23 protein-coding genes are annotated in these 24994 nt (G+C 64.4%); 13 read left to right on the forward strand and 10 right to left on the reverse strand.

Going from position 1 to position 24994, the window contains the following annotated elements; all coding sequences use genetic code 11:
- The first annotated feature begins 11 nt into the window (after nucleotides 1-11).
- The 3 genes from AB6804_RS18635 to AB6804_RS18645 are packed head-to-tail and all read left to right on the forward strand — an operon-like array spanning nucleotide 12 to nucleotide 2881.
- Nucleotides 12-1313, forward strand: a complete 1302-nt coding sequence (locus tag AB6804_RS18635; RefSeq protein ID WP_370887691.1) for an MFS transporter — start codon at nucleotides 12-14, stop codon at nucleotides 1311-1313.
- An 11-nt stretch (nucleotides 1314-1324) separates the two neighbouring features.
- Nucleotides 1325-2050: an SDR family NAD(P)-dependent oxidoreductase gene (locus tag AB6804_RS18640; RefSeq protein ID WP_244796585.1), complete on the forward strand. Its 726-nt coding sequence runs from the start codon at nucleotides 1325-1327 to the stop codon at nucleotides 2048-2050.
- A 30-nt stretch (nucleotides 2051-2080) separates the two neighbouring features.
- A complete protein-coding gene (locus AB6804_RS18645) occupies nucleotides 2081-2881 on the forward strand; it encodes an IclR family transcriptional regulator (RefSeq protein WP_370887692.1) in 801 nt (266 codons plus the stop codon).
- On the opposite strand, the gene AB6804_RS18650 is transcribed toward AB6804_RS18645, so the two are convergent.
- Entirely contained in the window at nucleotides 2878-4305 is a 1428-nt protein-coding gene (locus tag AB6804_RS18650; RefSeq protein ID WP_370887693.1) for an AarF/UbiB family protein, read from the reverse strand. The genes AB6804_RS18645 and AB6804_RS18650 overlap by 4 nt on opposite strands.
- Nucleotides 4306-4519: 214 nt before the next feature.
- Between AB6804_RS18650 and AB6804_RS18655 the strand changes: the two genes are divergently transcribed.
- Both AB6804_RS18655 and AB6804_RS18660 read left to right on the forward strand, forming a co-directional pair.
- Entirely contained in the window at nucleotides 4520-5491 is a 972-nt protein-coding gene (locus tag AB6804_RS18655; RefSeq protein ID WP_370887694.1) for a serine hydrolase domain-containing protein, read from the forward strand.
- A 262-nt stretch (nucleotides 5492-5753) separates the two neighbouring features.
- Complete coding sequence (locus AB6804_RS18660) at nucleotides 5754-6128, forward strand: hypothetical protein (protein ID WP_370887695.1); 375 nt, start codon at nucleotides 5754-5756, stop codon at nucleotides 6126-6128.
- 61 nt (nucleotides 6129-6189) lie between these two features.
- Here the strand turns inward: AB6804_RS18660 and AB6804_RS18665 are convergent, their stop codons facing one another.
- On the reverse strand, nucleotides 6190-6657 hold the full coding sequence (locus AB6804_RS18665) for a response regulator (RefSeq protein WP_229753909.1): 468 nt from the start codon (nucleotides 6655-6657) through the stop codon (nucleotides 6190-6192).
- 213 nt (nucleotides 6658-6870) lie between these two features.
- Between AB6804_RS18665 and AB6804_RS18670 the strand changes: the two genes are divergently transcribed.
- Both AB6804_RS18670 and AB6804_RS18675 read left to right on the forward strand, forming a co-directional pair.
- Nucleotides 6871-7110 (forward strand): hypothetical protein, encoded by a 240-nt coding sequence (locus AB6804_RS18670; protein ID WP_370887696.1) that lies wholly within the window; start codon nucleotides 6871-6873, stop codon nucleotides 7108-7110.
- A 105-nt stretch (nucleotides 7111-7215) separates the two neighbouring features.
- Nucleotides 7216-7734 (forward strand): universal stress protein, encoded by a 519-nt coding sequence (locus AB6804_RS18675; protein ID WP_370887697.1) that lies wholly within the window; start codon nucleotides 7216-7218, stop codon nucleotides 7732-7734.
- 33 nt (nucleotides 7735-7767) lie between these two features.
- Here AB6804_RS18675 and AB6804_RS18680 read toward each other — a convergent pair whose 3' ends face one another.
- A complete protein-coding gene (locus AB6804_RS18680) occupies nucleotides 7768-8520 on the reverse strand; it encodes an IclR family transcriptional regulator (RefSeq protein WP_370887698.1) in 753 nt (250 codons plus the stop codon).
- Nucleotides 8521-8644: 124 nt separating this feature from the next.
- Between AB6804_RS18680 and AB6804_RS18685 the strand changes: the two genes are divergently transcribed.
- Nucleotides 8645-9835, forward strand: coding sequence for a fumarylacetoacetate hydrolase family protein (locus AB6804_RS18685; RefSeq protein ID WP_370887699.1), 1191 nt, complete (start codon nucleotides 8645-8647; stop codon nucleotides 9833-9835).
- A gap of 683 nt (nucleotides 9836-10518) precedes the next feature.
- Here the strand turns inward: AB6804_RS18685 and AB6804_RS18690 are convergent.
- Entirely contained in the window at nucleotides 10519-11499 is a 981-nt protein-coding gene (locus AB6804_RS18690) for a substrate-binding domain-containing protein (RefSeq protein ID WP_370887700.1), read from the reverse strand.
- Between the two features lie 47 nt (nucleotides 11500-11546).
- Nucleotides 11547-12053 (reverse strand): GAF domain-containing protein, encoded by a 507-nt coding sequence (locus AB6804_RS18695; RefSeq protein ID WP_370887701.1) that lies wholly within the window; start codon nucleotides 12051-12053, stop codon nucleotides 11547-11549.
- Nucleotides 12054-12280: 227 nt separating this feature from the next.
- Between AB6804_RS18695 and AB6804_RS18700 the strand changes: the two genes are divergently transcribed.
- The 5 genes from AB6804_RS18700 (at nucleotide 12281) to lpdA (ending at nucleotide 19050) form a co-directional block, all read left to right on the forward strand.
- The gene (locus AB6804_RS18700; RefSeq protein WP_370887702.1) at nucleotides 12281-13540 is read left to right on the forward strand and encodes an ROK family protein; all 1260 of its coding nucleotides are present in this window, start codon (nucleotides 12281-12283) and stop codon (nucleotides 13538-13540) included.
- Entirely contained in the window at nucleotides 13530-15086 is a 1557-nt protein-coding gene (locus tag AB6804_RS18705) for a sugar ABC transporter ATP-binding protein (RefSeq protein ID WP_370887703.1), read from the forward strand. The genes AB6804_RS18700 and AB6804_RS18705 overlap by 11 nt, the downstream gene beginning before the upstream one ends.
- Nucleotides 15087-15104: 18 nt before the next feature.
- On the forward strand, nucleotides 15105-16127 hold the full coding sequence (locus AB6804_RS18710) for a ribose ABC transporter permease (protein WP_370887704.1): 1023 nt from the start codon (nucleotides 15105-15107) through the stop codon (nucleotides 16125-16127).
- 118 nt (nucleotides 16128-16245) lie between these two features.
- Nucleotides 16246-17139, forward strand: a complete 894-nt coding sequence (locus AB6804_RS18715; RefSeq protein ID WP_370887817.1) for an ABC transporter substrate-binding protein — start codon at nucleotides 16246-16248, stop codon at nucleotides 17137-17139.
- 126 nt (nucleotides 17140-17265) lie between these two features.
- Nucleotides 17266-19050, forward strand: coding sequence for a dihydrolipoyl dehydrogenase (gene lpdA, locus AB6804_RS18720; protein WP_370887705.1), 1785 nt, complete (start codon nucleotides 17266-17268; stop codon nucleotides 19048-19050).
- A 17-nt stretch (nucleotides 19051-19067) separates the two neighbouring features.
- Here the strand turns inward: lpdA and AB6804_RS18725 are convergent, their stop codons facing one another.
- From AB6804_RS18725 to AB6804_RS18745, 5 genes are all read right to left on the reverse strand, one after another.
- Entirely contained in the window at nucleotides 19068-19379 is a 312-nt protein-coding gene (locus AB6804_RS18725; RefSeq protein WP_370887706.1) for a hypothetical protein, read from the reverse strand.
- Between the two features lie 114 nt (nucleotides 19380-19493).
- Complete coding sequence (locus AB6804_RS18730; protein WP_244796571.1) at nucleotides 19494-19712, reverse strand: hypothetical protein; 219 nt, start codon at nucleotides 19710-19712, stop codon at nucleotides 19494-19496.
- 101 nt (nucleotides 19713-19813) lie between these two features.
- Nucleotides 19814-20557, reverse strand: a complete 744-nt coding sequence (phbB, locus tag AB6804_RS18735; protein WP_370887707.1) for an acetoacetyl-CoA reductase — start codon at nucleotides 20555-20557, stop codon at nucleotides 19814-19816.
- A gap of 119 nt (nucleotides 20558-20676) precedes the next feature.
- Complete coding sequence (locus AB6804_RS18740; RefSeq protein ID WP_370887708.1) at nucleotides 20677-21858, reverse strand: acetyl-CoA C-acetyltransferase; 1182 nt, start codon at nucleotides 21856-21858, stop codon at nucleotides 20677-20679.
- An 810-nt stretch (nucleotides 21859-22668) separates the two neighbouring features.
- Nucleotides 22669-24975 carry a cytochrome P450/oxidoreductase gene (locus AB6804_RS18745; RefSeq protein WP_370887709.1) on the reverse strand — a complete coding sequence of 769 codons (2307 nt, stop codon included), beginning with the start codon at nucleotides 24973-24975 and terminating at the stop codon, nucleotides 22669-22671.
- Nucleotides 24976-24994 lie beyond the last annotated feature (19 nt).

Here is a 24994-nt window from a genome sequence, read left to right on the forward strand (position 1 = left end):
GAGGAGACAACATGCAGAGCAAATCACCGCGCCTCAAGCGCATTCAATGGGTCGCGCTCACCTTTCTGACGCTGGCCGGCATCGTCAACTATCTGGACCGCAGCACGCTGTCCATCGCCAATCACTCGGTCACGCAGGAACTCGGGCTCTCCGCATCGCAGATGGGCCTGCTGCTGTCCGCGTTCTCGTTCGCATATGCGTTTTCGCAATTGCCGATCGGCGTGATGCTCGACCGTTTCGGCGCACGCATCATGCTCGGCCTCGGCATGTTCGTGTGGTCGGTCGCGCAGTTGTTCGGCGGGCTCGTCACGAACCTGCAGCAGTTCCTCTTCGCGCGCATCGCGCTCGGCATCGGCGAGGCGCCGCAGTTTCCGGCCGGCGCGAAAGTCGTCTCCGAATGGTTCGCGCAACGCGAGCGCGGCAAGCCGACCGGCATCTTCGTCACGTCGTCGACGATCGGCCCCGCACTCGCGCCGCCGATCCTCACCGTGCTGCTGCTCAACTTCGGCTGGCGCAACATGTTCGTCATCATGGGCGTGCTGGGCATCGCGGTGGCGATCGGCTGGTACATCGTCTATCGCAATCGCAAGGATGTCGCGCTCGAGCCGCAAGAGCTCGCGCATCTGACCGAGGGCGAGCCGGCGCAGCGCAGCGAACGCAACATGAGCTTCGCCGAGTGGCGCGGCCTGTTCGGCAAGGCGACTACGTGGGGCATGATCTTCGGCTTTATGGGCGTCATTTATATGGTGTGGCTGTATCTGACGTGGCTGCCGGCGTATCTGGAGCATGAGCGGCATCTGACCATCGCGAAGACCGGCTGGATCGTGTCGATTCCCTATCTTGCGGGCACGCTCGGCATGCTGTCGTCGGGCTTCATCGCCGATGGCCTGATGGCCCGCGGCGTCGCGCCGATCCGCAGCCGCAAGTGGCCGATCTGCTCGGGCCTTATCGGCGCGGCGCTGTTCACCGTGCCGGCCGCGTTCACGCCGAACCTGACGCTCGCGATCGTCTATCTGTCGGCCGCGATGTTCTTCGTCAACATGGCGAGCGGCGCGGCATGGGCGCTCGTTTCGGTGGCCGCACCGCGCCACATGGTCGCGTCGCTCGGCAGCATCCAGAATTTCGGCGGCTACTTCGGCGGCTCGTTCGCGCCGTTCATCACCGGGCTCGTGGTCGACAAGACGCATTCGTTCGTGAACGCGTTCCTGATCAGCGCGGGCGTCGCGTTCGCCGCTGCGCTGGTGTACATGTTCGTCGTTCGTTCGCCGATTCAGGACAGCGAGCAACAGGCGTCGCCCGTTCCCGTCGTTTAAATTTTCCAGACATGACTTTTCAAGCTGATCTCTTCAAGGGCAAGACTGTCGTCGTGACCGGCGGCACGCAGGGCATCGGCGCGGGGATCGCGCAGCAGTTCGCGGCGCTCGGTGCGCGCGTGATCGCTGCCGGCATCGCGCCGACCGATGCGCAACGCGACGCGCTGGCCGGCATCGAAGTCGCCGCGCTCGATGTCGCCGATGCCGCCAGCACCGCTGATCTCTTCGCCCGTCTCGACACGCTCGACGTGCTCGTCAACTGCGCGGGCATGATCAAGCGCGGCGACGAGCACGACATCGAGACCTTCGAGCGCGTGATCGCCGTCAATCTGAACGGCACGATGCGCATGTGCGCCGCCGCGCGTCCGCTGCTCGCCAAAACGGGCGGCGCGATCGTGAACACCGCGTCGATGCTGACGTTCTTCGGCGGCGGCCTCGTGCCCGCGTACAGCGCGAGCAAGGGCGGCGTGGCGCAACTGACGAAGTCGCTCGCCATCGCGTACGCGGCGGAGGGCATTCGGGTGAACGCGGTCGCACCCGGCTGGATCGCGACACCGCTCACGCAGGCGCTTCAGGACGATGGCGGCCGCTCGCAAGCGATCCTCGATCGCACGCCGATGAAGCGTTGGGGGCTGCCCGAAGACGTCGCGCGTGTCGTGGCATTTTTGGCGTCGCCGGCGGCGTCGTTCATGACGGGCGCGATCGTCCCAGTCGACGGCGGCTATCTGGTGGCGTAAATTCGGGCGTCGCTTTTTTTTTCGTCGCATATGTCCATCGATCCCGCCGCTCTCGACACCGCCAAGGCAACCGGCACGGCCGCATTCTCGAAGTTCATGGCCGTGCTTCAGTTGATCGCCGATGCCGCCGAGCCGCCGACCATCGCGCGCCTCGTCACGCTGAGCGGCTATCCGCGTCCGACGGTGTATCGCATCGTCGGCGCGCTGATGGCCGAAGGGCTCGTCACCGGAGGCGCGCGCGTCGGCTGCTATGCGCTCGGCCCGCGTCTTATGTCGCTCGCGAGCCGGAGCTGGGAACGCTCGGATTTGCGCATCGCCGCCGCCGACGCGCTGCAGACCTTGCGCGACGCCACACAGGAAACGGTGCACCTCGCCGTGCGCAGCGGCGCGGAGATGGTGTACGTCGAGAAGCTTGAAAGTCCGCATGCGGTGCGGATGGCCTCGCGCATCGGCACGCGCGTCACGCTGTATTCGAGTTCCGTCGGCAAGGCGTATTTGTCGACGCTGCCGCACGCCGAACGCGATGCGCTGCTGCACGGCATCGCGCTCGAACGCTTCACGCCGAATACGATCATCGAGCGAAGCGCGCTCGACGCGGAACTCGATGCCTGTCAGGCGCGCGGCTATGCGGAAGATCGCGAAGAGAACGAAGCGCAGATTTTCTGCTACGGCAGCGCGATCGTCGGCGCGAACGGCGCGACGCTCGGTTGCGTGAGCGTCAGCATTCCGCTGTTTCGCAAGAGCGCGACGCCGATGGAGACCTACGTCACGCCGCTGCGCAACGCGTGCCGCGCGATTGCCGAGCGGATGAGTCCCGGCACGCGCGTCTAGCCTTTTTGCGCCGCCCCGGCTCGTTTGGCGATGAGCGTCGGCAGACGCGGCAACATCCGCGGCCAGTGCGTCGCTTCCCGCGCGAGGTGCGCCACGAGACCGTGACAGCCGAACTGGTCCGCGGCGAGCCGCGCGATCACGCGGCGCGCGATCAGCCAGACATCGACATCCGGTGCGACGGCGTGCGCCATTCGCTCGATTGTCTCCATCGACCGCGACAGCAGCACCGCCCGCGATGCGATCCGGGAATGCGCCGCGCTGAATCGATGCTCGGCGGGCGCCGCGCCGAGGGCATCGAACAGATGCGAGACGTCCGTTCCCCTGCTCGCTTGCGGCGATGAGAACCGCTCCGCCTCACGCCGATACGTCGATTCCACCCGCACTTCGTGATGCGCCGCGTGCGTATCCGGCCTTCCGTGCTCGAGATGCGTGCGCGCCGCCGCCTTGTGATCGCCTTCGAGCAGCGCATTCGATACGCCGACGATGAACTCGCGCTCGTGCGCGGCGAAGAAGGTCATCGGATTGTCGGCTTCGAGCACGATCTGTCCGAGCGTCGCGGGCTCGATGCTCACGCGCGCGCCCGCCGCTTCCAATCCCGCGTGGTAAAAGCCCTGGCCGAGCGCCATCTCGAAGAACGCTTCGATGAGCGTCGCGACGAGATCGGCCTGCTGCAAGCCATGCGATGCGAGCGCGTGCGCATCCGATAACGGCACGGTGTCGATCGCACGCGTCGTGAGCACGGCGTCGCTGCAGAAATCCCAGAGCACCTCGGGCACGGCGATCCGGTCGTCGTCGCGCAGGCGATAGCGCAGATAGCTTTGGTCGGCGGCGCGCTGACGCAGGTCGATCATCGGATGGACATTTTCCTGGACCAGGCGCACGCATTCCGCCGCATGCAGTTCGCGCGCCGTGGCGGAACGCCGCTCCGCGAAGCGCGCGGCGGCAAGCGCGAGGTCGAGATCGTCGATGAGTTCCTGGCGCGCATCGGCGCGTAGCAGCGTGATGCGCACCGGAACGCCGTCGATGCGCGCGGCGTGCGTCTGCTCGGCGATGCCCGAGCGCACCGGCACCGGACTGATGCCGTCGATATCGGCGCGGGGCGCGGCGGCCAGTGACAAAGCGCACGCGGCGCGGAACTGGGCGGCATCGTACGGCGTAAAGAGGCCGTCCATCTCGGTCAGCGCCACGCGCACCGCCGTCTCCGCAAGCGCGGGATGGCGCGTAAGCACGCCCGACGCCACGGTCATCACGCGCGGCAATTGCGTCAACGCCGGCATGCCCGCGCTGAGCGGCGCGGCGCGCGCGCCATGCAGCGCGAAGAAGCGGGCAATGCGCTCCATCGACGCGCCGCCTTGCGTCGAATGGCTCTCGCGCACGAACGCCCTGCCAAGTCGCCACAGCGTCGCGAGTCGTCGAACGGGCACGGTTGGGTTCCTGAAAGAGACTGAATGATGAGATGCGGCATCGAGCTTGCCTGGTTATGTAGCACGATTCGGTCCTGTTGCAGCGTGGCACATCGACCGCGCGTTCCGACACGTCTATGCTTCGGGTTCCTACGCATATCGCATTGACGCCTGATTCCGGCGCGCTTAGAGTGAGGCAGCATCTCGCTCTCACGGGCCAACCATTACTCTTGTCATGCGAAGCAACCACGAAAGCGGGTCGAACGGCCGGCATCAGGAACGTCATTTCACTGCCTTGCGGGCCGCACTCGAAGCGGAAGGCAGCGGTGTGCGCACGTTCGTCGTCGTGCGGGACGGTCACATCGCGTTCGAGCATTATCGGAGCGACGCATCGCCCGATACGCTCGAGAACATCAACTCGGTCACGAAGAGCGTGGTGGGCCTCGCGGTCGGCATCGCGCTCGGGGAAGGATTGCTGCCGAGCGTCGATGCCCCCGTCTGCGACTTCATCGATGCGGCGCGCAATCCCGCGCTCGACGAGCGCCTGCGAAGCATCACGTTGCGGCATCTGCTGACCATGACGGCGGGCTTCGAATGGGAACAGAGCGACATCGACGACTGCGTGCTCGGCCCGTGCGAGCGCTTCGCCGGCGACGGGAACCGGCTGACCTTCGTGCTGTCGCGGCCCATCGTTCATGCGCCCGGCACGCAGTTCGTCTATGACTCGCATGCGGTGCAACTGCTATCGATCGCGGTCGAGAACGTCGCTGGAAAACCGCTCGCGCAGTACGTCCGCGAGAAACTGTTCGATCCGCTCGGCATCGATACCGACGAATGGATCGCCGATGAGGACGGCCACACGTTCGCGGGCCGCGGTCTCATGTTGCGCGCACGCGATATGGCAAAGCTCGGAACGTTGATGCTCGACCGCGGAAAGTGGCGAGACGCGCAACTCGTCGATGCGTCGTTCATCGACGACGCCATCTCCGTGCACAGCGAAGGCGGCCCGCCGATGCACGACGCGCGCTACGGCTACCTTTGGTGGATCGCGCCGCGTTACTTCTTCGCGGCGGGATTCGGCGAGCAGTTCATCTTCGTGGCGCCGGAGGAACGCATCGTCGCGGCGGTGACATCGGATAACGACGATGCCGCGAAGCGCGCGCGCGCGTTGTTCGAGCAGCATGTGCTGGGCATCGGCGGCGATTGATTTTCAGGCCGCGCGGCAAGCGTTTCCTTCTCGAATCGCTCATCTCAAAATTGGTTATTTTTTGTCGATAGGCGATGCGAAACATTTTCGATACGGTATCTTTATACCCTCGCGCAACAAGGTATCAATATCGAGAATGACGGGAGCGAGGCCCCGGCTCATTCCCGACCGCGCACGAGACACGCCGCGCCCCAACACAACACAACCATCAAAAATAAAGGACGCCATGCAGCCGCCGGCCGACCAATCTATCGAAAGAACGATGTACATCCTCGGCCAGATCGGCGCGATCATCTGTCACGAGCGCGGGCCGCGCCCTGACACGACGATCCTCACGATGATGGCGTCGCGCCCCGCCGAAGGTTTCTGGCACGCTGTCGCGCAGATGAACGAGCTTTGCCCGGCGATACGCGGCCCGCGCCGCACGCTGCTTCAATGGAAACGCAAGGAAGTTGTCCGGCTGAGCCGCATGCTGCCTCATCCGTTGCCGGGCGATGCCTGCTCACAGACGCAGATGCCGTTCTGGGCCGGCTACTGTCAATATTGGGACGACGTGCTCAGGCAACACGTCGAGTGCGAGACCGAACAGCCCGCCGTCGCGATGGACGAAGTGTCCGCGAGACGCATCAACGCCTGACTGCGCGGGCGTTCGAACACGTTTCGCCGGCGCACGTCTGCCCCAACGCACTTCACGCCCTTCAGCACTCACGCACCCGCCGATCCGCCTCGTGCGCCGAGTAATATGTCCGCATCACGCGGATCATGCGATCCAGTTCGGTCGGCTTGATGAAATAGCCATTGAAGCCGGTGCGCTGCGCACGCGCCCGGTCGTCCGGCGACGTGCGGCCGGTGTGCGCAATGAGCAGCATCGACAGGTCGAGCGCGCGGATCGCTTCGGCTGCTTCCCAGCCGTCGCCGAGCGGCATCATCAGATCGAGCAGCACCACGCCGGGGCGCCACTTGCGCGCGATCGTGACCGCATCGAGGCCGGTATGCACGGCGCGCACGTCGAAGTCGGCGTCTTCGAGCGCGAGACACAGCGCGCGCGTAGCGTCGAGATCGTCGTCGGCGACGAGGACGCGCGGCTCATCGTGATGAGCCGCGCGCTCTGGGATCTGCCAGACGGCTTCTTCCGGTAGCTGTGCCTGTCGTTGCATGGTTTGCATGTTCTAGCCTCGGATGGACCGTGTCGATGAGCAACCGGCGTACCGCGCCGCAGCATCCGTCGACGGTCCTTGACGGCATACGGGTCGCCGAACTCGCACTTCGGGAATACCCGGTGCCTGGGTACAGTTCTGTCGCATGCGGAATCGTGAAGGTTTTGCATCGGCGGCGCACAACGGCGAGCGTCACGCGTTCGTCACATTCGAGAGGAAACGATGTTCGTCGTCTATTGGCTCGATGGCGATCCGGGAGCGGAAGGCACCGCCCGCCATCGAAGATTCGAACCGACCGCGCTCGCGGAAGCCTTGCGCTTCGCCGAGGAGCTGCGCCAACGCCAGGCGAAGGGCGACGCGATCGGTTTTGTCACGCTATGCAGCGAGAATCCGCAGTCGGTCGGCAAGCCGGGCGTCGCCGATCCGCCCGCCGGCTACGACTGGAAGAAGCGCCGGCGCTAGTCGACGAGGATCGCTGTTCCCGCTCATTCACCGCTAACTCTCCCGGCCGATCATGCCTCCCATGCCGCTTCGACTCCGAGGCGGCGATTCGGACCGGAGGTCATCATGTACAAGCACATTCTCGTCGCGGTCGGCACGAGTCTCAGCCAGAGCGCCCTTTCCACCGCGATTGCCCGCGCCCGCGAGTGCGACGCGCGCCTGACCGCGCTGCACGTGGTGGATCGCACGCCGTGGTGGGCGGTCGTCACCGGCGATTGCAACGTGCGCGATACCGCCGCTCTCATCGACGATCACGCTCGCGCGCTTACCCGCTACAGCTTGCGGCAAATCGAAAGCGCAGGTATCGACGGAACGGGGGTGAGCGTAACGCTGCCGCCGGGCGTGACGGTCGGCGAGGCTATCGCGAAGGCGGCGAACGAAGCGGGCGCGGATCTCATCGTGCTCGGCGGTGAGACGGATTCGGGCTGGGGCCGGGGCCGCGAGCGTCTGCGCGATGTCGTCTGCACGCAGACGCGATGCGATGTGCTGATCGCCGCACATCGCGCGAGGGACGCTCACACGGACATCGAACGCGAGACGGGGAACGCGCGTGCGATGGAAGCGGCGTCGGCGGCGCGGGTATGAATGCGCGCCGGAAGACGCGGCGGCAATCGTGCATCAAGCGGACAACGCGCTTCTCAAATGCTCCGCAAGCTGCACGATGCCGATGGATATCTGCTTCTCGCGCCGTGCATCGAGCCGGCCAATCGGCATGCTCGTCGATACCGCGACGCGCTTGCCCGCCGGCGTCGTGCCGACATAGGCCGCGAAGCATGTGAGCCCTTCCGCGACTTCTTCGCGCTCGACGGCGAGACCGCTTGCGCGTATCGCCGCGAGTTCGCGCAACAGCGCGGCGCGGCGAGTGATGGTGCGCGGCGTTACCGCTTCGAGACGTTCGGGCAGGCGCTTGGTGACCCCTTCATCGGACAGCCCCGCGAGCAGCGCCTTGCCGAGCGCGCAGCAATGCGCGGGCAGCCGCGAGCCGAGATCGGAGACGAGCCGCACCGGACGATGCGCGTCTTCCCGCGCGACATACACCACCTGCACGCCGTCGAGCACGGCCAGTTGCACGACCTCGTTGTGCTTGTTGATGAACGCGCCGGCGCCCTCGCGAAACGCGGCCTGCAGCTTGTCGTGGCGCACATACGCGTTGCCGAGCTCGAAGAGGCCGACGCCGATCACGTAGCCGTCGTCGCGCTTCTCGATCCACTGCATGCGCGCGAGCGTTTCGAGCATCAGATACAGCGTGCTGCGCGACAGCCCCGTCTGCTCGGCGAGCGTCGCGGCACGCACTGGCTTCGCGGCGGCGGCGAGCGTTTCGAGGATATCGTTCGCGCGACGCAGCGCGGGAACGTCGTAGGCTTTTTCCATGAGAGTCGTCGTCTGAAGTATCGGCGATACTCCAACATATTGGACAAACATGCAACCCAATGGACAGTGACGGACACGCGGGATACGATCGATTCTCCTTTTTTCGACGCACGGTGATTGACTCATGCAGCCCGTTTCCATTGCTTCCTGCTTGCCCGAAGACCTGACCAATGCCGTGCTGATCGGCCGTGTATGGCGTCCCGCGCCGGTGGATGGCCCCGCTGTCGTCGCCGTGCGTAACGGCGAAGTGTTCGACATCACCCGCGCCGCGCCGACGACCGCCGATCTTTTCGACCGCCCCGACGCCGTCGATATCGCGCGAAACGCGCCGGGCGAATCGCTCGGGTCCGTTCAGGACCTGCTGCAAGCAACGATGGACGCGGCGCCAGGCGGCCCGCGTCTGCTTGCTCCGTGCGACGTGCAGGCGGTCAAGGCGTGCGGCGTCACGTTCGCGGTGAGCCTGCTCGAGCGCGTGATCGAGGAGCAGGCCGGCGGCGACGCGACGAAGGCGCAGGAAGTGCGCGACACGATCAACAAGCTGATTGGCGCGGATCTGTCGAAGATCGTCCCCGGTTCGGAAAGCGCGGCGAAGCTGAAGGCGGAACTGGAGCGGCGCGGGGCGTGGTCGCAATACATGGAAGTCGGCATCGGCCCCGATGCGGAAGTGTTTTCGAAGTCGCAGCCGATGTCGTCGGTGGGCTTCGGCGCGGATGTCGGGCTGTATCCGACGTCGCAATGGAACAATCCGGAGCCGGAAATCGTGCTGGCGGTGAATGCGCGCGGCGAGATCGTCGGCGCAACGCTTGGCAACGACGTGAACCTGCGCGATATCGAAGGCCGCAGCGCGCTGTTGCTCGGCAAGGCGAAGGACAACAACGCGTCGTGCGCGATCGGGCCGTTCGTGCGCCTCTTCGACGGCGGCTTCACGCTGGACACGGTGCGCGGCACGAGCGTATCGTTGCGCATCGAGGGCGAGGATGATGGCTTCGTGCTCGAAGGCGTGAGTCACATGAGCGAAATCAGCCGCGACCCCGCGGACCTCGTCGCGCAGACGCACGGCGCGCATCACCAGTACCCGGATGGGTTCATGCTTTTCCTCGGCACGATGTTCTCGCCGATCAAGGATCGCGACAGCGCGGGCGGCGGCTTTACGCATCATCTTGGCGATGTGGTGACTATTTCGACGCCGACGCTCGGCGCGCTCGTTAATACGGTGCGGCTGTCGACGGAAATTGAGCCGTGGACGTTCGGGGTCCGGGCGTTGTATCGGAGTCTGGCGGCGAGGGGAGTGTTGGGGCAGAGTGAGGGAATCTAGTCGAATTGCGTGTGTGGATGCGCTTGTTCCTTACACGGGAAAGCGCTTCTTTTGACCGCGTCGATTGAGACTCGCCGTGGCCTGCGTTGCCGTCCACGCTCGATACAGCACGTGAGTGAAGATTCTCTAGAAGTTGCCGAGCGTCGGGTGCTAGCGGTGATCTTTGCGTTTGCGTGCGATTTCAATGACGGAGGTGGCAACGGTCCGTTGGGGCCTAGCATGCGGAGGCCGAAGAGCCCTTATACGGCCTTCGGTCTTCCGCCGGGCGTCGGAAATTTCGGCTCAGGCGAAAGGGAGACTGCAACGCTAGCCGATGCGCAACGGTTCGCTTGCCAGCAGTCGTCGTGCGGCTCTGCTCGACGAGGGGCGTCGCGCCAATGCGGCGCACGAGCGGGAAGAAACCGTAACGCCACCGTTGATGATGTAAGTGTCCGATTTGCACTGCCGAGATCGGCGCTTGCGGCAGCAGCGTTTGAGGCCATGCCCCGATTCGTCGGCCCACAGCTTGACTATCCGACTCCACCAGGCAGCAATCCTAAACCGGCATCAGCGAAGTCGTTGAATGCTCTTGTGACCGAGTCCACCATTGCGCCTACGCCTTAGGCCGTGTCCCAAACCCCGGCCTGCAAACGCTTCATTCGAAGGGCATAGCCTTGGGCGTACCGCAGCATAGAGCGTTGATCTCACTTCCCCCCAAACCGTCCCCCCCGCCCCTTCGTCACCACCTGCACCGGCGTCTCCATAAACGGCGACAAGTCCCCCTGCCGCCGCCGTTCCACCAGCGCCTTCACCGCCACATCGATTCCGAACACCGCTTGCCGCGCGCCAAATTGTTCGACGGTCGCGAGCATCCGGCCGTCATCGAGCATCGGTTGGACGGCGTCGATATTGTTGTACCCGGTGACCAGCACCTGCCCCTTCTTGCCCGCGATGCGGATCGCATCGATTGCGCCCATCGCGATGTTGTCGTTCGCGCACAGCATGCCGCGCAAGGCGGGATGCGCGTACAGCATCCGCAGCGCGATGGACTTGCCGCTCTCGAAGGTCCAGTCGCCGGTGTCGAGCGCCGTGACGCGCATCTGCGCCGCCGTCATCGCTTCACGAAAGCCGGTGGTGCGTTGCTGCGCATTGCGATCGTTGGGCGGCCCTTCGATGATGCCGACCTCATCGCCCGCCTTCAGCTTCGAGCCAAGATACGCACCGACGAGCCGCGCGCCGCGCCGGCTGTCCGGGCCGACGAACGGAATCGTCACGTGAGCGGCGTCCTGCGCATCGTCGTCGAACGGATTGTCGATAGCGATCACGATGGTCCCCGCCGCGATCGCCTTCGCGACGACCGGCACGAGCGCCTTCGAGTCGGTCGGCGCAATGACAATCGCGTTCACCTTCGCCTCGACCAGCGATTCGATGATGCGCGCCTGGCCCGCGACATCGTTGTCGGTGAGCGTGCCGTGCGTCGTCAGGTCCAGTTGCGATGCGTAATGGCGCTGGTAGTTCTTCGCGCCGTCGATCATCGACGCGACAAACGGATCGCCGAGCGACTTCATCACGAGCGCGACGGTGGCTTTGGCATCGGGCAGCGCAGCCGCGTCGCGAATGGCCGCGAGTCCGCACGCGCTCAGGGCGCAGGCGGTGAGCAGACGGCGGCGGACAGGGCTTCTCATGGAGGCGAGACGGGAATCGGCGGTCGCCTCATTTTAGACGGACGAGGTCACGATTCGTCACGCTCTTCCCACGCCAGCGCGATGAACGCCGCACATAGCGCTTCCATGCCCGCCGCGTCTTCATCGTCGAAGCGGCCGGGGACGGGGCTGTCCACGTCCCACACGCCGATCAGCGTGCCATCGCCCGCGACGAGCGGCACGACGATCTCCGAGCGCGACGCCGAATCGCACGCGATGTGTCCGGGAAACGCATCGACGTCGGGGACGACTTGCGTCTTGCGTTCGCGCGCCGCCGTGCCGCACACGCCGCGTCCAAGCGCGATGCGCACGCACGCCGGCTTGCCCTGGAACGGGCCGACGACGAGTTTGTCGCCATCGAACAAATAGAAGCCCGCCCAGTTGAGGTCCGGCAACGTGTGATAAACGAGCGACGCGAAGTTGGCCGCGTTCGCGGTGAAGTCGATTTCATCGCCGATCAGAGAACGCGCCTGCTGCAACAGGTCGTCGTATTGCGCAGCCTTGGTCGCGTGAGCGGTAGTGGAAAGCGTGTACATGGCGGCATCCCGAAAAGTGTCGATGAAGATAGCACAGCAAATATCGCAAGCCGACTGCAAGCCCCGACGCCTACTGTAGTTCCGGCGGCTGCCGCTGCCGTCATGTGAAGCCGAATTCGGGATATCCCTCGTTTACAACAAGCAGCGATCGTTATTAAATAAATCAACTTGATTTAATTAATGGCCGCAGATTGCAGACGACGGCCAGTCACCCCCGGAGACGTCGCGTGAAATCCCTGAGCGGCAGAGGCAGCAACTCTGCAACCGTGCGCCGTTACAACGAGCGTTTGCTGCTGCAAACGTTGCGCCGCAACGAACCGGCGTCCAAGGCCGAACTCGCGCGTCACGCGAATCTGACGAGCACGGCGGTCGGCGGGATCGTCGATTCGCTGGCGCAAGACGGCCTCATCGAATACACCGGACGGCGGCTCGACGGCCAGCGCGGCCAGCCCGCGTCGCTGCTGCGGCTCGATCCGCGCGGCGCGTTCGGCATCGGCGTGCGGCTGGATCGCACGAGCATTGAGACGGTGCTCGTCAACTTCGCCGGCGATGTGCTCGCCCGCAGCGCGCTCGACACCGTGCTGCCGCATCCGTCGGACGTGCTCGGCATCGTGCAGCGCGACATCGCCAACATGCTCGGGTTGCTGAGCGCGGCGGAACGCGAACGGCTGACGGGCGTCGGCGTCGCGCAACCGTATAACCTCGGCGCGTGGCTGCGCGAACTGGGCGTCAGCGCAGACACGGTTAGCGCCGACACCTTCCGCGCCTGGGACGAAACCGATTTCCCCGCCGCGCTTTCGCGCGCCATCGGCCTGCCGGTATTCGGCGAGAACGACGGCAACGCCGCCGCGATCGCCGAACTGTTCTACGGCCACGGCCGCCGCTGCGACGACTTCGTCTATTTGTTCCTAGGTTCGGCAATCGGAGGCGGCATCGCGATCGACGGCGACTGTCTGCGCGGCGCGACCGGCAACGCGGGCGACATCGGCGTCATTCCGGTGCCGCCGAGCCGCCTGCCTTCAGCGCCGCAGCCGCCGCGCCAGTGGGACATCCTGTTGTCGCGGGCGTCGCTCAATGCGCTCGCGCGACATCTGCGCCATTGCGGCGCGGCGGCGGACAACCGCATCGACTTGCAGGCGTGCATCGAGCGGCGTCTGCCCGCCGTCGACGAATGGATCGACGACTGTATCGAAGCCCTCGCGCCCGCCCTGCGCACGACGCTTTGCGTGCTCGACGTGCCGATGGTCGTGCTCGACTCCGATGTCGACGGCGGCCTGCTCGACCGCATCATCGGGCGTCTTGTCGCGACGATGACCGCCAATGCGCCCGAAGCGCGCGGCACGCCGGCGATCGTGCGCGGCAGTTTCGGCCCGGACGCGGGTGCGATCGGCGCGGCCACGCTGCCGATGTTCTTCAACTTCTCGCCGCGCGTCGGGCTGCATCGCGGCGCGGGCGTCAAATCGCAGGAGGTCAACCATGCCGCATGATTCCCCCGGATCGCCTAAATCCGGCACGCCGCTGCTCGAAATGCGCGGCATCAGCAAGACTTTTCCTGGCGTGCGCGCGCTGAACGACGTGCGCCTGTCCGTCTACCCCGGCGAAGTGCATTCGCTGATGGGCGAAAACGGCGCCGGCAAATCCACGCTGATGAAAATCTTGTCCGGCGCGTATCAGGCGGATGCGGGCGGCGAGATTCTCATCGACGGCAAGACCGTGACCATCGACGGCCCGCTCGCCGCGCGCTCGCTCGGCGTCGCGGTGATCTATCAGGAACTGAGTCTCGCGCCGAATCTGTCGGTCGCGGAGAACGTCTACGCCGGGCGCGAACTGCGGCGCGGGCGGCTGGTCGATCGCGCGGGCATGGAGCGCGGCTGCACCGATGTGCTCAAGCGCCTGGGCGCAGCGTTCAAGCCGCACACGCTCGTCGGCGATCTGTCGATCGCGGAGCGGCAACTCGTCGAAATCGCGCGAGCCGTGCATGCGAACGCGCGCATCCTGGTGATGGACGAACCGACGACGCCGCTTTCCTCGCGCGAAACCGATCGCCTGTTCGAACTCGTGCGCCAACTGCGCGCGGAAGGCATCGCGATCATCTACATCAGCCACCGGATGGCGGAAATCTACGAGTTGTCGGATCGCGTCTCGGTGCTGCGCGACGGCGCCTACGTCGGCACGCTGATGCGCGACGAGCTGTCCGCCGAAAGTCTCGTGCGGATGATGGTCGGCCGCGACATTTCCGGCTTCTACAAGAAGGAACACGCGCCGTACGATCCGGGCAACGTCGTGCTGTCCGTCCGCGATATCGCCGATGACAACCGCGTGCGCGGCTGCAGTCTCGATCTCCACGCGGGCGAAGTGCTCGGCATCGCGGGGCTGGTCGGCGCGGGCCGCACGGAACTGGCGCGCCTGATCTTCGGCGCGGAAGAGCGCACGCGCGGCGAAGTGTCGATGCACGGCAAGCCGCTCAAACTGCGCACGCCGCGCGACGCCATCGACGCGGGCCTCGTCTATCTCACCGAAGACCGCAAGGGCCAGGGCCTTTTCCTCGACATGAGCGTGCGCGACAACATCAACATCACGGTTGCCGGACGCGACGCGAAGGCCGGCGTGATGGACATCGCACGCGGCAACAGCCGTGCGAAGGACGCGATCGCCGCGCTGACGATCCGTGTGCCGAACATGCGCGTGAACGTGGGCGCGCTGTCGGGCGGCAACCAGCAGAAGGTGCTGCTTTCGCGCCTGCTCGAAACGAAGCCCGAAGTGCTAATCCTCGACGAGCCGACGCGCGGCGTCGATATCGGCGCGAAGTCGGAGATTTATCGAATCATCAATGACCTCGCGCGTTCGGGCGTCGGCGTGATCGTGATATCGAGCGAACTGCCGGAAGTGATCGGCGTGGCGGATCGCGTGCTCGTGATGCGTGAAGGCGAGATTGCGGGCGAACTGGGCGGGCATTCGGGCAAGCCGATCTCGCAGGAAGGAATCATCGAACTGGCGACCGGCTCGCGGGCCGCGCTCGATCAGGCGGCGTAGGACATATCGGAGAGAGACATGAGCAACATGACCAAGCAGCACGACAAGGCCGCCGCGTCGAGCGTGGCGGAGCGGCAGACGCGCATCGAGCATCGCGAGCGCATGCAGGTTCTCATGCGCACCGCCGGCATGCTGCCGGTGCTGATCCTGCTGTGCATCGGCTTCGGCATCGTCACCGATGGCTTCTTCAGCTTGCAGAACATGTCGATCGTCACGCAGCAGGCGTCGATCAACATCGTGCTCGCGGCGGGCATGACCTTCGTGATTCTGACGGGCGGCATCGATCTGTCCGTGGGCTCGGTGTTGTCGGCGGCGGCGGTGACGGCGCTGCTCGCATCGAACCTGCAAGGCATGGGCTGGCTCGGCATACCCGCCGCGCTCGCGGTCGGACTCGGCTTCGGCGTCGTCAACGGCGCACTGATCGCGCTGCTGAAGCTGCCGCCGTTCATCGTGACGCTCGGCTCGCTGACGGCCGTGCGCGGCATCGCTCGGCTGATCGGCCACGACACGACGATCTTCAATCCGCAACTGCCGTTCGCGTTCATCGGCAACGACACCGTGCTCGGCGTGCCCTGGCTCGTGATCATCGCGCTTGCGGTGGTCATCATTTCGTGGTTCATTCTGCGACGCACGGTGCTCGGCCTGCGCATCTACTCGGTCGGCGGCAATCCCGAAGCGGCGCGGCTGTCGGGCATCAAGGTGTGGGGCATCCAGATGTTCGTCTACGCGATCTCCGGCCTGCTCGCGGGACTCGGCGCGGTGATGTCGGCGGCGCGGCTTTATGCGGCCAATGGCCTGCAACTCGGCCAGTCGTATGAACTCGACGCGATCGCCGCGGTCATTCTTGGCGGCACGAGCTTCGTCGGCGGCGTCGGGTCGATCGTCGGCACGCTGATTGGCGCGCTCATCATCGCGGTGTTGTCGAACGGGCTCGTGCTGCTGGGCGTATCGGATATCTGGCAGTACATCATCAAGGGGCTCGTGATCATCGGCGCGGTGGCGCTCGACCGTTACCGTCAGCGCGGATCGGCGCGGACCTAGCGTGGCCTTGCAAGTTGCAGCATCCATATCAACGAAACCAACGAAACAACCGGAGACACCCAACATGCGCAAGCACAACAGGCTGTTCGCGAGCGTCGCACTCGCGCTCGGATTCACGATGACGCTCACCGCTCACGCCGCCGACAAGCCGCTGAAGGCGATCGGCATCACGGTCGGATCGCTCGGCAATCCGTACTTCGTGACCATTGCGAAGGGCGCGGAAGCGAAGGCGAAAACGATCAATCCGAACGCGCGGGTGACGGCCGTATCGTCCGATTACGACATGAACAAGCAGTTCACGCAGATCGACAACTTCATCTCCGCGCACGTGGACATGATCCTCATCAACGCCGTCGATCCGAAGGCGATCGAGCCGGCGGTGAAGAAGGCGAAGGCGGCGGGCATCGTCGTGGTCGCGGTCGACGTCGCCGCGGCCGGCGCGGACGCCACCGTGCAGACCAACAACGTGCAGGCGGGCGAACTCGCATGCGACTTCCTTGCGAAGAAGCTCAACGGCAAGGGCAATGTCGTGATCGAAAACGGGCCGCAGGTGTCCGCGGTGATCGACCGCGTGAACGGCTGCAAGACGGTGCTCGCGAAGAATCCGGGCATCAAGGTGCTGTCCGACGATCAGGATGCGAAAGGCTCGCGCGAAGGCGGCATGAACGCGATGCAGGGCTATCTCACGCGCTTCCCGAAACTCGACGGCCTCTTTGCGATCAACGATCCGCAAGCGATCGGCAGCGATCTCGCGGCGAAGCAGTTGCAACGCAAGAACATCGTGATCACGTCGGTGGACGGCGCGCCCGATATCGAGACGGCGCTGAAGGCGGACACGCTGATCCAGGCATCCGCGAGCCAGGACCCGTGGTCGATGGCGCAGCAGGCGGTGAGCGTGGGCTACGGGCTGATGAATGGCCAGAAGCCGAGCAGCACGATGATCCTGATGCCGTCGACGCTCGTCACGCGTGAGAACGTCGCCAACTACAAGGGCTGGTCGGCGCCGCATTAATTGGCGATTCACCGCTGCATGCGCGGCCGGCGCGGCGTTCGCACGCCGGCCGCGCACACGGCGTATCCTGTGGCTTCTCGCCGTCCCCTTAGTCGATTGCGCGATAGCGCTCACAGGAGAAACTGAATGGCCAGGGTCGAAGTCAAGGTTCCGCAGCTTTCCGAATCCGTCACGGAAGCGACGATGCTGCCGTGGAAAAAGAAGGCGGGCGACCCCGTGACGCAAGACGAGATCCTCGTCGAGCTCGAAACCGACAAGGTCGTGCTCGAAGTGCCCGCGCCATCGTCGGGCGTGCTCGCGGAAGTGCTGAAGCACGAAGGCGATATCGTGCACGCCGACGAACTGCTCGCGGCCATCGACACCGAGGCGAAGTCCGCTGCGCCTGCATCTGACTCTGCGTCTACACCTACGTCTGCACCCGCTCCCGCTGCGACAGAAAAGCCCGCTGCGCAAGCGGCGCCCGCGCCCCAGGCATCGGGCGAGAAAGCCGACTTCGATGTCATCGTGATCGGCGCCGGACCCGGCGGATACATCGCCGCGATCCGCGCCGCGCAACTCGGCATGTCGGTGGCGTGCGTGGAAGAATGGATCAACCCGGCCGGCAATCCGAAGCTCGGCGGCACCTGTCTCAACGTCGGCTGCATTCCGTCGAAGGCGCTGCTTGCGTCATCCGAGCAATTCGAAAACGCGCGCTTGCATCTGGGCGATCACGGCGTCAACGTCGAGAACGTGACGCTCGATCTGGCCAAGCTGATCGGCCGCAAGGAAGCGATCGTCGAGAAGATCACGGGCGGCGTCGAGTTCCTTTTCCGGAAGAACAAGATCACGTGGCTCAAAGGACACGGCAAGCTCGCGGGCAAGAATGGCGGCAATTTCCGCATCGAAGTGAGCGGCGGCGATGCGACCGGAAGCCATACGGCGAAGCACGTCATTATCGCGACGGGTTCGAAAGCGCGGCATCTGCCGAACGTGCCGGTGGACAACCGCATCGTCTCCGATAACGAAGGCGCGCTCGCGTTCGACGCCGTGCCGAAGAAGCTCGCGGTCATCGGCGCGGGCGTGATTGGTCTCGAACTGGGCTCCGTGTGGCGCAGGCTCGGCGCGGACGTGACGATCCTCGAAGCCCTGCCCGACTTCCTCGGCACCACGGATGCGTCGCTACAGAAAGAGGCCGCGAAGCTCTTCAAGAAGCAGGGCCTGGAGATTCAGCTGGGCGTGAAGATAGCGAAGGTCGAGTCATCCGATGCCGGCGTGACCGTCTCCTATACGGACAAGGACGGCGCCTCGCAAACGCTCGAAGCGGACCGGCTGATCGTATCCATTGGCCGCGTGCCGAACACCGACAATCTCGGGCTCGATTCGATCGGCCTGGCTGCCGACGAGCGCGGCTTCATTCCCGTCGATGGCCATTGCGCGACCAAAGTCCCGAACGTCTATGCGATCGGCGATGTCGTGCGCGGACCGATGCTCGCGCACAAGGCCGAGGACGAAGGCGTGCTGGTGGCGGAGATCATCGACGGGCAGAAGCCGCATATCGACTACAACTGCATCCCGTGGGTCATCTACACGCATCCGGAGATCGCGTGGGTCGGGCAGACGGAGCAGGCGCTAAAGGCCGAAGGCCGCGAGTTCAGGAGCGGACAGTTCCCGATGATGGCGAATGGCCGCGCGCTCGGCATCGGCGAGACGGACGGCTTCATCAAGATCATCGCCGATGCGAAGACCGACGAAATTCTCGGCGTTCACATCATTTCGGCGAACGCGTCAGATCTGATCGCGGAGGCGGTCGTCGCGATGGAGTTCAAGGCGGCGTCGGAGGACATCGGCATCATTTCGCATCCGCATCCGTCGCTGTCGGAAGTGATGCGCGAAGCGGCGCTCGCGGTCGGAAAGCGGGCGTTGAACATCTGACGGACGCTATCGTCGGCTCAACCGCTCGCCTGCGACGATACGCACGTGAAGTTGACCGTCGACGTCTGTTCTTCCAGTGACCGCACGCCGCTCGTCGACTCCGAACGCAAGCGCATGGTTTGCTGGCGTTGCTTGCAATAGTCGCTGGCGGCGTCCATCGCCCGGTTGCGCGCGGTCACCCAGGACATGCGCGTGCCGGTCGCCTTGCCGGTGACGCTGTATATATCGGCTTGGGGGCCAGCGGTGATTTCGCTCGCGGTGCTGCATGCGGCCAGCACGAGAGCGAGCAGCGACGCCGCCATCGCGCGGCGTGAAATGAAGTGAGTCATACGGGGCGAAGCGACGATTCGAAAGGGCGGCATGATACAGCCGTCCGCGAATTTCTTCACGAATCGCTTAGACGCGGCCGGCGTGCATCGTGCACGCCGGCCGTTTTTGTTTGCTCAGGACGTTTCGATTCGATGCAGCAATCGCTGCAACCGCGCATGCTGCGACGGCATGAGTCCCGGCGTGGCTAGCGCCTGTTCGACGCGAGCGCGCCAGTAGGTCTTGGAGAACAGTGAATTCGCGCCATCGAAGTTCAGCACCTGTTCGAGATGCGCGATGGCCGAGTCGAGTTGGTTCACGTTATAGGGACGTGCGCCCGTGCAGGAATCGTCCATGGAAGCGATGCCGGAACGCGCCGTGGCGCGCAGAGCCGGCGATGTTCGTTTGAAGAAGTGACGACGGCGCGCGAAGTCATCGCTTCGCGCGCATCGGTGCATCAGTGCATGTGCTGACCGCCGTTGATCGCGATGTTCGAGCCGGTCACGAAGCCGGCGTCATCCGAACACAGGAACGCGACGAGCGCGGCCACTTCTTCAGGCTTGCCGAGACGGCCCGCCGGAATCTGCGGAAGAATCTTGGAATCGAGGATCTCCTGCGGAATCGCGGTCACCATCTTGGTCGCGAGGTAGCCCGGCGAGATGGTATTGACCGTCACGCCCTTTCGCGCCACTTCGAGCGCGAGCGACTTCGTGAAGCCGTGCATGCCGGCCTTCGCCGCCGCGTAATTCGTCTGGCCGATCTGCCCTTTCGATCCGTTCACCGACGAAATATTGATGATGCGCCCCCAGCCGCGCGCGACCATTTCTTCGCACACCGGCTTCGTCATGTTGAACACGGAGTCGAGATTCGTGCGCAACACGGCGTCCCAGTTCACCTTCGTCATCTTTTTGAACGTGGTGTCCTGCGTGATGCCCGCGTTGTTGACGAGGATGTCGATCGGTCCGACCTCGCGCTGAATCTTCGCGATGCAGTGCTGGCTCGCGTCGTAGTCGGCGACATCGACGGGATACGCGCGGAAGTTGCGGCCCTGACGATCCATCTCCGCGAGCCATTCCGACACGATCGTGTTGCCCGGCGAATGCGTGACGACGACGGCGAAACCCGCGTCGTTCAGCTTGATGCTGATTGCTTCGCCCAGACCGCCCATGCCACCGGTTACCACTGCGATACGCTTAGTCATGCTAATAGTCCTCTCAGGTACTTGACACTCGAATTAATCCCGGCGGCGCATCGATTGTTTTTTATGCTGCGACGCCGGGTGAAGGGCGGACTCGGACCGCCCTTGTCTTGCGCCCCGAATCAGGGACGCTCGACCGCCAGCGCGACGCCCATGCCGCCGCCGATGCACAGCGATGCCAGGCCCTTCTTCGCATCGCGCTTCTGCATCTCGTGCAGCAGCGTGACCAGAATGCGGCAGCCCGATGCGCCGATCGGATGACCGATCGCAATCGCCCCGCCGTTCACGTTGATCTTCGACTGGTCCCAGCCCATCTGCTTGTGCACGGCCAGCGCCTGCGCCGCGAACGCCTCGTTGATCTCCATCAGGTCCAGATCGTTCACGCCCCAGCCCGCACGCTCCAGACAGCGCCTCGAGGCCGGCACCGGACCCATGCCCATCACCTTCGGATCGACGCCCGCGTTCGCGTACGCCTTGATGTGCGCCAGCGGCGTCAAGCCCAGCGCCTCGGCCTTCTTCGCCGACATCACGACGACCGCCGCCGCGCCATCGTTGATGCCCGACGCGTTCGCCGCCGTCACCGTGCCTTCCTTCGAGAACGCCGGCTTCAGCCCCGCGAGCGCCTCGGCCGTCACGCCGTGACGCACGAACTCGTCGGTGGTGAACTGCAGCGGCTCGCCCTTGCGCTGCGGAATCGCGATCGGCACGATTTCGTCGTTGAATCGGCCGGCCTTCTGCGCGGCTTCCGCCTTGTTTTGCGACAGCGCCGCGAACTTGTCCTGATCCTCGCGCGAGATGCCGTACTCGCGCGCGACGTTTTCCGCCGTCGTGCCCATGTGATAGTTGTTGTACACGTCCCAGAGGCCATCGACGACCATCGAGTCGATGAGCTTCGCATCGCCCATGCGGAAGCCATCGCGCGAACCCGGCAGCACGTGCGGCGCGGCGCTCATGTTCTCCTGCCCGCCCGCGACGACGATCTCGGCATCGCCCGCGATGATCGCATTGGCCGCCAGCATCACCGCTTTCAGGCCCGAGCCGCACACCTTGTTGATCGTCATGCCGGGAACCATTTCGGGCAGGCCGGCCTTGATCACCGACTGACGCGCCGGATTCTGACCCGACCCCGCCGTCAACACCTGACCCATGATGACTTCGCTCACCTGCTCCGGCTTCACGCCCGCGCGCTCCAGCACCGCGCGAATCACCGTTGCGCCCAGATCCGGCGCCGCAATCTTCGCGAGCGAACCGCCGAACTTGCCAACCGCCGTACGCGCGGCCGATACGATCACTACGTCAGACATGTTTGATCCTCGTCGAACAACCAAGATAATTCCGAAGCCTGGTCCGGCCAGAACCGCCAGCCGGAGCACTGCGCCCCAAGAATAGAGTCCCGCACTAGGCGGGGCGTGAGAGGGCGCACGGCTGGAGCAGACTGGAGTTGTCTGCCCGGGCGGCGCCGCGCCTTGTTTCAAGGCGCGTTTGTGAAAATCGGCGGGAACAGCCAGCCGACGTGGGTATGCAGCGATTCTTCAATGCCGATACCCGCAGCTTCAAAGCTAACTACATGGTCCATTTATATGGGCCTTTAATAGACATCTCTCAGGTTAATCACCAGCCCTTCCCGCAGCCATGCCAATTGTGAATCGCAGCTATGCGTTTCTGCAGCGGCGCAATTCACAGGTCGTTTCAGCAGGGCTATAAGAAGATATTGTGGGAGACAGCTTGTGCGTCGCACCAACTGAAAGTCATTCTAAACGTAAACCATCGACAAAAATTTGCATATTTCTAGGTAATAACCCTAGTGACGGTACATTTTCCCGGCGCATTGATGCGAAGAACACCGGCTTCAATCGAACGTACGTACGGACTGATGCTTGAATGTGGCGAAAAATTGCACAGGTGATATGAAGAATACGTGCGTTGTGCGAATTTGGGCAACGAAAAAAAATGCGTCTTTAGTCTTATCGTTACTTCGCAGATTGCAATGGACACTTAATGTATCGGCGACAGTGAAAATCCCTCGAGCATGGCTTAATGCGCGCTTGTGACGCAGGGATGAATCGGTTCCATTTATTGTTTCATCCCCGCGACGCATAAGCGTGTGATCACATTTATAGCGCTAATACCAGTTTGGAACCTTTAGCGCGAGAACAACACGCCATCATTCTTTGATTCGTTTGCCGCTCGCTTTTAGTAAGGACGAGATCGCGGTGATCGATATCTCCGTCGATCACGCGAACCTCGCACGATCCGCACAGGCCTTCTTCGCAGTCGCTTTGAACATCCACGTTGGCGCGACGCAGCGTCGCGAGCAGCGTCTCTCCGGCGGGCACGGTCAGTGTGAACCCGGAATCTTTCAGTTCGACCTCGAACGCGTGTTCCTGCGCGGGATCGAGCGTCCCGAGCTTCGCTTCGAAGTGTTCGATCTTAAGCGCATCGTCGGGCCAGGCGGCGCTCGCGGCGATGAGCGCTTCGAGCATCCGCGCCGGGCCGCATGCATAGACCTGGGTGCCCTGCTCGACGCGCAAGGCTGCGATATCGTTGCGCGCGCCCTCTTCCGATGCGAACACGCGCAGACGGTCGCCGTGCAGCGCGCGCATGTCGTCGAGCAGCGCCATCGATGCGCGTGAACGTCCGCTGTAATGCACTTCATAGTCGATGCCCAGCTCGCGAGCGCGGCGCGCCATCGCGCTGATCGGCGTGATGCCGATGCCGCCCGCGATCAGCACGAGCTTGCGCGCGGTTTCATCGAGCCGGAAGTGGTTGCGCGGGCCGCGAATGCGCCACGACGCGCCGGGCTTCACGTTGTCGTGGACCCATGCGGAACCGCCGCGGCTCGCGGTTTCGCGCAGCACGGCGATCTCGAACGCGCGGGCGTCGGCGGGATCGCCGCAGAGCGAATATTGACGCGAGAGTCCGCTGTCGCCGCACAGCACGTCGATATGCGAGCCGGGCGTCCAGCGCGGCAACGGGCGGCCATCGGCGGAAACGAGCCGCACCCGCACGATGCGATCCGCGCACGCCGTCACCGATTCGACCACCACGGCGCGGCTCACCGCATGCGACGACGGCTCGCCGATACGCACCGCCGCGCGCGCCTCGCGCACGGATGGATCGGTGCGCTCCGGGTTCATCGACGGGTCCCATTCCACGAACAGATGCTCCGGCCCGCGAAACGACGTGTTCGGCACGTAAGTGAAGCGCTGCTCGGCGAGCCGCATGTGCGGCAGGCGGCGCGTGAGCTCGTCGAGGAAGACCTGCATTTCCATGCGCGCGAGGTTTTTGCCCATGCACTGATGCGCGCCGTAGCCAAAGGTCAGTTGATCGCTGGCGTTTTCGCGGCGGATGTCGAAGAGGTCCGCGTCCGCGAATCGATGCTGGTCGTGATTCGCCGACGATGTGACGATCAGCAGCTTCGCACCCGCTGGGATGTCGATGCCGCCGATCGTCACGTCCTTTGTCGCGAGCCGCCGCCAGGCCGCCACGGATCCGTTGTGCCGCAGGCATTCTTCGACTGCGTTCGGAATGAGCGCCGCGTCTTCGCAGATGTCGCGCCATGCGTCGGGATGCTGCAAGAGCAGCTTGATCGCATTCGCCGACGCGTTGGCCGTCGTTTCGTGCGCGGCGACGATGCCGGCCATCATCATCGAATGGAGATACGAGTCAGTGACAACCTCGGGCAATTCCTTCTGCTTGCGGATGCCGTACTGCATCCAGCCGTCGCCCGACGGGTCTTCGCGCATCTTGTCGAGCACTTTGCCCGCGTACTGCCAGAACTTGCCGACCGCGTGCGCGACCTGAACCTGTTCTTCGGGCTTCGGCCGGCCCCACGTGTTCACCGTATGCGCGATCGAATATTCCCGCAGCGTGTCCATGTCCTCTTCGGGCACGCCGAGAAAATGCAGCGCGACGGTGAGCGGCACCTCCCACAGCATTTGGTCGACGAGATCGGCGCGGCCATCGTCGATGAAGCGATCGACGTATTCCCGGGTGAGCGCGCGCACCATCGGCTCGTGGTGCGCAAGCGCCTCGGGCGTGAACGGGTCCATCAACGCGCGGCGGCGCGGCATGTGCGCAGGCTCGTCCTCGTTGACGAGCGTGCGGTTCAGCGCGAAGCCATACGATGCGAGGACGGCATTCGCTTCTGGGCCAGTGGGCGTGATCTTTTCCAGCGCGATCGAAGGACTGAACGTGAGGTTGTCGCGGAAGATGGCCTTGATGTCGTCGTAACGCGTGACGACCCAGTAACCGAGCTTCGGACTGTAGAAGACCGGCTCCTGCTCGCGCGCCCAGCGCACGTATTCGGGCGGGTCTTGCTGATAGCCGTCGCTGAACGGATCGAAGTCAGCGGCGCGCGTGCTCACCGGGCAACCGGTTGGCGCGTTCATGTGGATGGGGCACTGGGCCGCGTCGGTCATTCAATGTCTCCTCTTATAT

Source organism: Caballeronia sp. RCC_10 (genome assembly GCF_041360715.1).
Lineage (GTDB): Bacteria > Pseudomonadota > Gammaproteobacteria > Burkholderiales > Burkholderiaceae > Caballeronia > Caballeronia grimmiae.

Excerpts from the sequence above, each read along its gene's own strand:
- AB6804_RS18675 (WP_370887697.1), top strand. The coding sequence starts at position 7,216 with ATGTACAAGCACATTCTCGTCGCGGTCGGCACGAGTCTCAGCCAGAGC.
- AB6804_RS18725 (WP_370887706.1), bottom strand. The coding sequence starts at position 19,379 with ATGACTCACTTCATTTCACGCCGCGCGATGGCGGCGTCGCTGCTCGCT.
- AB6804_RS18685 (WP_370887699.1), top strand. The coding sequence starts at position 8,645 with ATGCAGCCCGTTTCCATTGCTTCCTGCTTGCCCGAAGACCTGACCAAT.
- AB6804_RS18660 (WP_370887695.1), top strand. The coding sequence starts at position 5,754 with ATGTACATCCTCGGCCAGATCGGCGCGATCATCTGTCACGAGCGCGGG.
- AB6804_RS18705 (WP_370887703.1), top strand. The coding sequence starts at position 13,530 with ATGCCGCATGATTCCCCCGGATCGCCTAAATCCGGCACGCCGCTGCTC.
- phbB (WP_370887707.1), bottom strand. The coding sequence starts at position 20,557 with ATGACTAAGCGTATCGCAGTGGTAACCGGTGGCATGGGCGGTCTGGGC.
- AB6804_RS18710 (WP_370887704.1), top strand. The coding sequence starts at position 15,105 with ATGAGCAACATGACCAAGCAGCACGACAAGGCCGCCGCGTCGAGCGTG.
- lpdA (WP_370887705.1), top strand. The coding sequence starts at position 17,266 with ATGGCCAGGGTCGAAGTCAAGGTTCCGCAGCTTTCCGAATCCGTCACG.
- AB6804_RS18740 (WP_370887708.1), bottom strand. The coding sequence starts at position 21,858 with ATGTCTGACGTAGTGATCGTATCGGCCGCGCGTACGGCGGTTGGCAAG.
- AB6804_RS18715 (WP_370887817.1), top strand. The coding sequence starts at position 16,246 with ATGACGCTCACCGCTCACGCCGCCGACAAGCCGCTGAAGGCGATCGGC.
- AB6804_RS18640 (WP_244796585.1), top strand. The coding sequence starts at position 1,325 with ATGACTTTTCAAGCTGATCTCTTCAAGGGCAAGACTGTCGTCGTGACC.
- AB6804_RS18655 (WP_370887694.1), top strand. The coding sequence starts at position 4,520 with ATGCGAAGCAACCACGAAAGCGGGTCGAACGGCCGGCATCAGGAACGT.
- AB6804_RS18745 (WP_370887709.1), bottom strand. The coding sequence starts at position 24,975 with ATGACCGACGCGGCCCAGTGCCCCATCCACATGAACGCGCCAACCGGT.
- AB6804_RS18645 (WP_370887692.1), top strand. The coding sequence starts at position 2,081 with ATGTCCATCGATCCCGCCGCTCTCGACACCGCCAAGGCAACCGGCACG.
- AB6804_RS18680 (WP_370887698.1), bottom strand. The coding sequence starts at position 8,520 with ATGGAAAAAGCCTACGACGTTCCCGCGCTGCGTCGCGCGAACGATATC.
- AB6804_RS18670 (WP_370887696.1), top strand. The coding sequence starts at position 6,871 with ATGTTCGTCGTCTATTGGCTCGATGGCGATCCGGGAGCGGAAGGCACC.
- AB6804_RS18695 (WP_370887701.1), bottom strand. The coding sequence starts at position 12,053 with ATGTACACGCTTTCCACTACCGCTCACGCGACCAAGGCTGCGCAATAC.
- AB6804_RS18665 (WP_229753909.1), bottom strand. The coding sequence starts at position 6,657 with ATGCAAACCATGCAACGACAGGCACAGCTACCGGAAGAAGCCGTCTGG.
- AB6804_RS18635 (WP_370887691.1), top strand. The coding sequence starts at position 12 with ATGCAGAGCAAATCACCGCGCCTCAAGCGCATTCAATGGGTCGCGCTC.
- AB6804_RS18730 (WP_244796571.1), bottom strand. The coding sequence starts at position 19,712 with ATGGACGATTCCTGCACGGGCGCACGTCCCTATAACGTGAACCAACTC.
- AB6804_RS18690 (WP_370887700.1), bottom strand. The coding sequence starts at position 11,499 with ATGAGAAGCCCTGTCCGCCGCCGTCTGCTCACCGCCTGCGCCCTGAGC.